Origin of the sequence: Gemmiger sp. (assembly GCF_036306485.1) — a bacterium.
Taxonomy (GTDB): domain Bacteria; phylum Bacillota; class Clostridia; order Oscillospirales; family Ruminococcaceae; genus Gemmiger.
The window spans coordinates 1-8,037 of the sequence record NZ_JAXJZK010000009.1 but is presented as its reverse complement, the minus strand read 5'-3'; the positions used below and the strand labels follow the sequence as shown (position 1 = coordinate 8,037).

Annotated in this window: 8 protein-coding genes and 2 riboswitches; of the genes, 3 read left to right on the top strand and 5 right to left on the bottom strand. The window is 64.2% G+C overall.

Going from position 1 to position 8,037, the window contains the following annotated elements; genetic code table 11:
• Window positions 1–216, top strand: a 216-nt coding sequence (locus tag U0L91_RS01100; protein ID WP_330044141.1) for a hypothetical protein, incomplete at its 5' end; no start/stop codon positions are given.
• On the opposite strand, the gene U0L91_RS01095 is transcribed toward U0L91_RS01100, so the two are convergent.
• From U0L91_RS01095 to thiE, 4 genes are all read right to left on the bottom strand, one after another.
• Window positions 197–1,201: a nucleoid-associated protein gene (locus tag U0L91_RS01095; protein ID WP_330044139.1), complete on the bottom strand. Its 1,005-nt coding sequence runs from the start codon at window positions 1,199–1,201 to the stop codon at window positions 197–199. The two genes, U0L91_RS01100 and U0L91_RS01095, sit on opposite strands and share 20 nt — an antisense overlap.
• Before the next feature lie 79 nt (window positions 1,202–1,280).
• Window positions 1,281–2,459: a putative hydroxymethylpyrimidine transporter CytX gene (gene cytX, locus U0L91_RS01090; protein ID WP_330044138.1), complete on the bottom strand. Its 1,179-nt coding sequence runs from the start codon at window positions 2,457–2,459 to the stop codon at window positions 1,281–1,283.
• Window positions 2,452–3,270, bottom strand: a complete 819-nt coding sequence (thiD, locus tag U0L91_RS01085; RefSeq protein ID WP_330044137.1) for a bifunctional hydroxymethylpyrimidine kinase/phosphomethylpyrimidine kinase — start codon at window positions 3,268–3,270, stop codon at window positions 2,452–2,454. Before thiD ends, cytX begins: the two co-directional genes overlap by 8 nt.
• 116 nt (window positions 3,271–3,386) lie before the next feature.
• Window positions 3,387–4,019: a thiamine phosphate synthase gene (gene thiE / locus U0L91_RS01080; RefSeq protein ID WP_330044135.1), complete on the bottom strand. Its 633-nt coding sequence runs from the start codon at window positions 4,017–4,019 to the stop codon at window positions 3,387–3,389.
• Between the two features lie 59 nt (window positions 4,020–4,078).
• Window positions 4,079–4,186: riboswitch (TPP riboswitch) on the bottom strand.
• Between the two features lie 81 nt (window positions 4,187–4,267).
• A riboswitch (TPP riboswitch) is annotated at window positions 4,268–4,371 on the top strand.
• A gap of 290 nt (window positions 4,372–4,661) precedes the next feature.
• Between thiE and thiW the strand changes: the two genes are divergently transcribed.
• Entirely contained in the window at window positions 4,662–5,186 is a 525-nt protein-coding gene (thiW, locus tag U0L91_RS01075; protein ID WP_330044133.1) for an energy coupling factor transporter S component ThiW, read from the top strand.
• A 12-nt stretch (window positions 5,187–5,198) separates the two neighbouring features.
• Window positions 5,199–5,972, top strand: a complete 774-nt coding sequence (gene thiM, locus U0L91_RS01070; protein WP_330044132.1) for a hydroxyethylthiazole kinase — start codon at window positions 5,199–5,201, stop codon at window positions 5,970–5,972.
• A gap of 73 nt (window positions 5,973–6,045) precedes the next feature.
• Here the strand turns inward: thiM and U0L91_RS01065 are convergent, their stop codons facing one another.
• Window positions 6,046–7,929, bottom strand: coding sequence for an LTA synthase family protein (locus tag U0L91_RS01065; RefSeq protein ID WP_330044130.1), 1,884 nt, complete (start codon window positions 7,927–7,929; stop codon window positions 6,046–6,048).
• Window positions 7,930–8,037: the final 108 nt, after the last annotated feature.

Below are 8,037 nucleotides of genomic sequence, written 5' to 3'. Positions count from 1 at the left end.
TGGGCGATTCCTCTTTTGGCAGCAAAAGAGGAACCGAGAAAACTGCCGCTGTTGCGACGCAGCGGACCCGCGCCCAGGGGGGATACCCCCCTGGACCCCCGGGTCGGTAGAAGCAAAAAAAGTCCACCTTTGCTCTCACAAACAGACGAGAGCAAAGACGGACTTTTTTTCTTCTTCCTGGTTTTTGAAATGGTGCTTACACCAGAACGTCCTTGATCAGCAGGCTCAGGCCGCCGGTTGCGCTGTGGATGAACTCCACGGCGTCGTCGCTGTTGCACAGTTCGGCGGGAATCTTGATCTCAATGCCGGATTCCGTCTTGAAGCTGCGGCTTTCCAGCTTTTTGATCCGTGCGGGGCTGACCGTCACGCGGTCGGTGGTATCGACGCCGGACTCGGCCAGTGCCTGTTCAAAGGCCGGCACGGCCAGCGGGTACTGTTCCTGCATCCGGGTCCGCACATCCTCCACGGCGATGGTATTATCCACGGCCTGGTTGCGCACCAGCAGTTCCACGGCAGTCTCGGTTCCGCCGTCAAAGGGCGGCACATCGTCCAGGGCTTCCGGCTCCGGATACGCCTGCTGCACGGCAGCCACGGCGGTCTCACAGACAGCTTTGAGTTTGGCCTTCTCGGGCAGGGCCTGGGCGCAGCTGAACACCCGGGTCGAAAGGTAGAAATCCTTTTTATCGTCCATCGGGAACTTTTTCTCGATCAGCCGCACCGTCAGGTTGGCGCGGTCGATCAGCGCGGCCTCGTCGGCGCGGGGCGTGCCGGGCAGCAGGGTCCGCTGGGGGGCCAGGGTACTGCACCGGCCGTTGCCCAGCACGTTGGTGGTGTGGGTGAACCCGGGGCGATAATTCAGTTTGAGAACGGCGTAGTAGGGAACGCCGTCCGCCGTGCAATCCGCCACGGCCAGGTCGCCGCTGGGAATCCCGGGATATTGCAGCAGCTGGTCAAAGATCACCCCGGCAATGCGGCGGGACAGATCAATGAAATCCTCGTTGTGCTGCATCTCGGCCAGAAAGGGGGAATCCGGCAGAAACCGACAGTTTTTGCCGTCATCGCTGGCAAACGCCTTCTCGATACAGGCGGTAAAGTAGTCGTACAGATCGGCGTCCAGATCCATCGGCCGGTCGGACAATACCGGTTCCGACGCACCGGAATCCAGCAGATGAAAAATAACCTGGTTCAGTTTGACATCCATGTTTGCGGCTCCTTCTCGTTACTCGACGTACCAACCAGTATAGCACATTTCCCGGAAAAAGGACAGAGCCGGCAGGAGGTCAGCGGCTGCGGCGGCGCTCCACAAGGCCGGACCACAGCAGGACCAGGATCATCGTAAAGACCATATCGGGCAGCGTGTTGCCCAGCGGCAGGTCAATGCCCATCAGGACGCGGTACGCCACAAAGCCGATGGCCCAGATGACCAGCCGCGAGACCGACACCTCCGCCCCGGAGGCATCGTGCGGCATCAGGAAATAGTCCACGATCTGCACGGCGATCATCGGGGCAAAGACCGAGCCGATCAGGTACAGGAAATCCGTGATGTCGTCCATCGGGAACAGGATGGCGCCCGCCGTGCCGATCACCGTCACGATCATGGCCACCCGCTTGCCGTTGAGGCCCGCCACGATGCTCTCCGACGAGATGCCGGCGCTCCAGGCGTCCAGGAAGGTGGTGGTCACGGTGGAGAGCACCAGGATGGCCAGCGCCGCAACGCCCAGCCCGGCCTGCATCATGATGAGGGCAATATCGCTCTGGCCGGTATAGATGGCCGCGCCCATGCCGATCAGGTACATCCAGCAGCTCACCAGCCCGTAGGTCACGGTGCTGGCCAGCGTGGCGGCAAAGGGCTTTTCGGCCTCCCGCGTATAGTCGCTGATCAGCGGCAGCCAGGAAAGCGGCATGGCCACGGCCAGCTCGACGGCGGCGCCGAAGCTCAGCGAATCGTCCGGCGCGCTCAGCACCCCGCCGCCGTCAAAGAAGATCACCTTGCACAGTACAAGGGTCAGCACAAAGAGCAGCGCCATCACGACGCGGTTCAGCGGGCCCAGGTCGGTGATGCCGACGGCGATCCACAGCAGGATCAGCGCGCCGATCACAAGGCACCAGACCCAGGCGCCCACCGGGGCAATGCCGTTGGTGGCGAGAGCGCCGTCATAGATCATGATGGCGGTCCAGCCGACCAGCTGCAGCACATTGAGCACCGCAAACAGCAGGCTGCCGCGCCGCCCGAAACTCATCTTGACGGTTTCCATCGCCGAGCGGCCGGTGCGGGCGCCGATCAGTCCCGCAAAGAACATCATCGCGCAGCCGATCAGATGGCCCAGCAGGATGGCCAGCAGACCCCGCGTCATGCCCAGCGGGGCAAAATAGGTGCCGGTCAGGATCTCGGCCAGCGAAACGCCGGCGCCGAACCAGATCAGCGCATTGGAGAGCACCGAAGTCTTTTTCTCAGTCATGGCAGGAACCCTCCTCCCGCCATTTCGGGTCCAGCGCAAAGGCATGGTCCATCGGACCGGAGCCGTGGCCCAGGTCCAGCATGGCGGCCAGCGCGCCGGAAATGTACTCCTTGGCGCGGCCCACGGCCTCCTCGAGCGGATAGCCCTTGGCCAGGTTGGCGGCAATCGCGCTGGACAGCGTGCAGCCGGTGCCGTGGGTGTTGGGGTTCTGGATGCGGCGGCCCTTGAACCACCGGGCGGTGCCGTCGGCACGGTACAGCAGATCGTTGGCGTCGTTCAGGTTGTGGCCGCCCTTGCACAGGACCTGGCAGCCGAACCGCTCAAAGATTTCCCGGGCAGCGGTTTCCATCTCCTCGGGCGAGGTGATGGCATGGCCGCAGAGAATCTGCGCCTCGGGAATGTTCGGGGTGATGACCTCGGCCAGCGGCAGCAGCTCCCGTTCCAGGGCCTCCACCGCGTCGGGCTCGAGCAGCGCCGCACCCGAGGTGGCCACCATCACGGGGTCCACCACAATGTGGCGTGCGCCGTACCGGCGCAGACGCTCGGCAATCACCGCGATCAGTTCCCGGGAACTGACCATGCCGATCTTGACCGCATCGGGGTAGATGTCGGTAAAGACCGCGTCAAGCTGTTCCCCGAGAAATTCGGGTGTCGAGTTCAGAATGTCGGTCACGCCGGTCGTGTTCTGGGCAGTCAGGGCGGTGATGGCGCTCATTGCAAAAACGCCGTTCATTGTCATCGTCTTGATGTCTGCCTGGATACCGGCGCCTCCGCTGGAATCGCTTCCGGCGATCGTCAATGCTGTTCTCATGGTAAAAATCCTCCCTTTTTTCAGCATCAAAGTTTTGTATTGCGGCACAAGGTGGTGCCCCCGGTGTACCGCATCTCCTGCACCGCCTTTCGGGAAGGCGGCGCCGGAAAACAGAATCAGAGCCGGTCGGCCAGGGCCCGCAGCTGACGGGCGGCCGCCGTGATGTCCGGCTGGGCAAACAGCGCGCTGACCACGGCCACGCCGGCCAGGCCGCGCCCCGCCAGCTCGGGCAGGTTGTGGGCGTCAATGCCGCCGATGGCCACGACGGGAATCCTGACCGCCGCCGTCACGGCGCGCATCGTCTGCGCCGTCACGGGATGGGCGTCCTTCTTGGTGCTCGTCGCAAAGGCGGCCCCGCAGCCCAAATAATCGGCGCCGTCCGCCTCGGCGGCCAGTGCCTCGGCCGGATTGTGGGCCGATACGCCGAGAATCCGGTCCGGGCCCAGCAGCGCCCGCGCACGGCGCGCCGCCATATCGCTCTGGCCCACATGGACGCCGTCCGCCCCGGCGGCCAGCGCAATCTCCACATTGTCGTCCACGACGAACGGCACATGCCGGGCATGGCACAGCGCCGCCAGCTGCCGGGCTTCGGCAAGCAGATCGGCGGGGTCCAGCGCTTTCTCGCGCAGCTGCACAAAGGTGGCGCCGCCGTCCAGCGCGGCGCGCACCGCGTCCTCCAGACGGCCGCCGCCCAGCCAGCTGCGGTCCGTCACGGCATACAGCCGAAGCTGCTGCGGCAATACGATCATCACGATCCCCTCCCGGATACAACAGAATACGGGCGCACCAACCGTCGGTCGGTGCGCCCGTACAAAAGCGCCGTTTCTCCCTACGTTGGCATTACCCAAATCAGGTTCTTCGGGTCGAAGCGATGCGCTTCCTCTCAGCCGGCATGCCGGCTCCCCGCCGCAGGATTCCTGCGTGGTTTCACTATACGCCCTTTTGCGAAAAAATGCAAGACGGGTCTTGACAACATTTCAACAAAAGACTATCATTATGTCTAAATCAGGGGAGCCGGTCACCGGCTGAGAGGAAGCATTGGCTTCGACCCTTTGACCTGATGTGGACCATGCCACCGTAGGGAGTATGCAATTCGGATTGCTTTTTCCGGCAGGGGTACTGCATCACGGCACCCCTGCATTTTACTTTTTGGGAAAGGGAGGAGCGGTACACAGATGCCCCGGCACCGGGGCCCGGACAGAGGGGGAGCGCCCTGTGCCCGCGTACGTCAGCGATGGGAAGCCGTGTTCCGGCGTGAGAGGGAGCCAGCAAGCTCTAAACCGAGCGGTGGGAGCAGTCCCGCCGTACCCGTGTACGGGGCTGACGGGAACACTGTGCGCCAGCCGCCCGTGCGTATGACCAGATCGGAAAAACGCAAAGGAGTACCCAAAATGAAGCAATCCAACACCAAAAAACTGGCCCTGGCCGGCGTTCTGTGCGCCGTTGCGGTGGCAGGCAGCCTGTTCTCGTTCCCGGTATTCGGCAGCAAATGCGCGCCGGTGCAGCACATGGTCAATGTGCTGTGTGCGGTGCTGCTCGGGCCCTGGTACGGCCTGGGCGCGGCCTTTGTGGCCAGCCTGCTGCGCAACCTGCTGGGCATCGGCTCGCTGATGGCCTTCCCCGGCAGCATGTGCGGCGCGCTGCTCTGCGGCGTTGTCTATCACAAGACCCGCAAACTGCTGCCCACCCTGATCGGTGAGGTGTTCGGCACCGGCATCATCGGCGGCCTGCTGGCCTGGCCGGTGGCCATTCTGCTCATGGGCCAGGCGGCCGGCGAGGTGGCGTTCTACGCCTACGTTGTGCCGTTCCTGGTCTCCACCGTCGGCGGTTCGATCATCGCCGGGGTCATCCTCTACGCGCTGCAGAAAAACGGCGCGCTGACCAGGATGCAGAATACCCTGAATTCCAAACAGTAAAGGAGCTTTTCCATGTCCGTCCTTGATCCGCTGGCCCGCATCCGGGCCGAGCAGCCGCTGCTGCACTGCATTTCCAACATTGTCACGGCCAACGATTGCGCCAACCTGGGCCTGGCCGTGGGGGCCAGCCCCATGATGGCCCAGGACCCCCAGGAGGTCGCCGAGATCGCCGAGCAGTCCGGCGCCGTCGTGCTCAACACCGGCACCCCCGATGAGGACAAGTTCACCGCCGCCACGCTGGCGGGCCGCGCCGCCAACGCCGCCGGGGTTCCGGTGGTGCTGGACCCGGTGGGCGTCGGGGCCAGCAGCTGGCGGCTGCAGCGCATCCGGACCCTGCTGGAAACGGTCTGCCCCGACATCCTGCGCGTCAACTACGGCGAGGCCGCGGCGCTGCTGGGCAGCCGGGCGGCCGGCCACGGTGTGGACAGCATGCAGATGCCCGACGACGCCGAAACCCGGGCCGCCATCCTGGCCCAGCAGCTCCACTGCGTCGTGCTGCTCTCCGGCACCGAGGACATCATCACGGACGGCGAGGAACTGCGCCGCATGGCGGGCGGCAGCGACCTCATGCGCTCCGTCACCGGCGCCGGCTGTATGCTGTCGGTGCTGTGCGGGGCCTTTGCCTCGGTCCAGCCCGATGACCCGATGAACGCGGCCTGCCAGGCTTCCCGATTCTGGAAGCTCTGCGCCGCCCGGGCCGAGGTCGCCGCAGCCGGCGCCGCCTCCTTCCGCGTGTCCCTGCTGGACACCGCGGGCCGCCTGACCGACGCAGACCTGAACGGCTGAACAACAGACAACGCGCCCGGCGAAGGGCCGCACTCCCACAGGGAGCGCACCGCTTCGCCGGGCGCGTTTTGTGTTATTCGGTTTCGGTCTCAAACAGCGCCTGGTTGCGTTTGGCGCCGGTGCCGATGTTGTTGTATTCAAGGGCGTAGTAGCCGTGGACCCAGTTGTCCAGCTCGGCGTCCTCGCCGTACAGATGGGTGGTGCCGTCGGCGGCCATGTAGTCATTGCCCGCCGTGAAAACCGGAACCCGCTGCTTCATGGCCAGCAGATACCGGTAGAAGGGCGTCAGCGGCAGACCGGCCTGCTCCGCCAGCGTGGGGGCCAGCAGGCACATATCCATCCGGTTGTAGGGGTCGGCCTCGTTGGTGGTGCCGGCGTTCTCAAGCGGGTAGTTCGCCCAGATGATGTAGGGCGTGCTGCGCTCGAGAATCTGCAGATCGTTGGCGGGGGCGATGGTCTTGTCGGCCACATGGTCCACAAAACTCGGCGCGTGGTCGCCGGCCATCGCCACAATGACGCGGCGGCCCTGCTCGGCATAGACCTTGGTGAAATAGTCGGTCAGCTCGCCGAACGCCTGGTCGGTCAGGTACATATTGCTCAGGAACTCGTCCATCACGTCGTCATACTCGCCGTAGTCGGTGGCGGCATGGACCAGATCGGCCTCGGGCGGGTTCATGTCATAGTCGCCGTGGCTCTGGATCGAAACCAGGAAGGTGAACCGCGGCTGATCCTCCGGCATGGCCTCGTAGAGCGTCGCCAGATCGCGGTAGGTGGCCGAGTCGGTCTGATAGGGGCGGTTGCCGTAGGTCTCCCGGGTGGGGAAGTCGTCCTGGAAATGCGTCTCATCAAAGCCGAGCGCCAGCCAGGCCGAATCCCGCCGGTAGTTGGAGTTGGTGTAGGGGTGGGCGGCCATCGTGGCGTAGCCCAGATCTTTCAGATACCCCGTCAGGCTGTTCGCATTGTGCAGGTTCAGCCAGTTGAAGGGGGTGATGGAGGGCATCAGCATCAGCGAGTTGGAGCTGAGCATCTCGTACTCGCTGGAGTTGGTGCCGCCGCCCACATGGGGGCTGACCGTGTGGCCGTAGATGGAGTTGGGCAGGTTCTTGGTGACCGAGAAGATGTCCTGATCGGCCTGCAGGTCGGTGACCAGCGAGAAGTCATAGAAACTCTCCGACAGGATCAGCACCACGTCGGGGTAGTCCTGGGCCGCGGCGGTCTCCACCGAGGGCTCATAGTCCGCAGCCATGGCCACCGCCGCGTCGGCGGATTCATCGGTGTAGTTCTCCGGCATCAGGATGGGGTCGGCCATCAGGGCGGCGGACTCGATGGTGCCGGCCAGATAGCCGTATTTGTAGTAGGTTTCCTGCCAGGCCCAGCCGTAGGTCGAGGCGGGTTTGATGGGGTTGGGTCCGAAATACCCGAAGTAGAGCACCGCAAAGACGGCCACCGCACAGCCGGCCACCCGGATGCCCCGCTGCCGCCAGGACGCCCGGTGCCGCGGTCCGGCCAGACGGCGCTGCAGGGCCGCGATGACCAGCACCGGCAGATACAGCACGACGATGCGCACGACGGTCTGGGTGATGTGCAGCGTGTAGCTGCCCATGACCTCGGCGGCGGTGCCCAGGTTGAGCACGTCCTGGGGCATCAGCGCCGAGCCGTGCAGGTCCCGGGTGTAGTAGTTGACCAGCGCCAGCACCGTGAACAGTGCGCCGGACAGACCGGTCGCCAGACTCCAGCGCCCGATCAGCGCAAAGAGCACCAGCGTGATGCAGAAGGCGGTCAGCGCGTTGAGCGGCGCGTAGACCGGCCACTGCCCGGCCAGGTAATCGGGGGTCACGCCGTCCGAAAGCTCAAGCTGATACCGGGCAATGAAGGCGGCCGCCAGCCCCAGCAGGAGGGGCACAACGGTGCCAAGCCAGAATTTTCGCTGCAGCAGCGTATGTTTGATTGTTTGCATGATGATTCCGTTTCCTTTACCGTATGCGTGTTGAATGTGAGCACGATACATTAGTATACCATATCCGGAACAAAAAAGAAAGAGCCATTCCCCATTGTCCTGATCCCG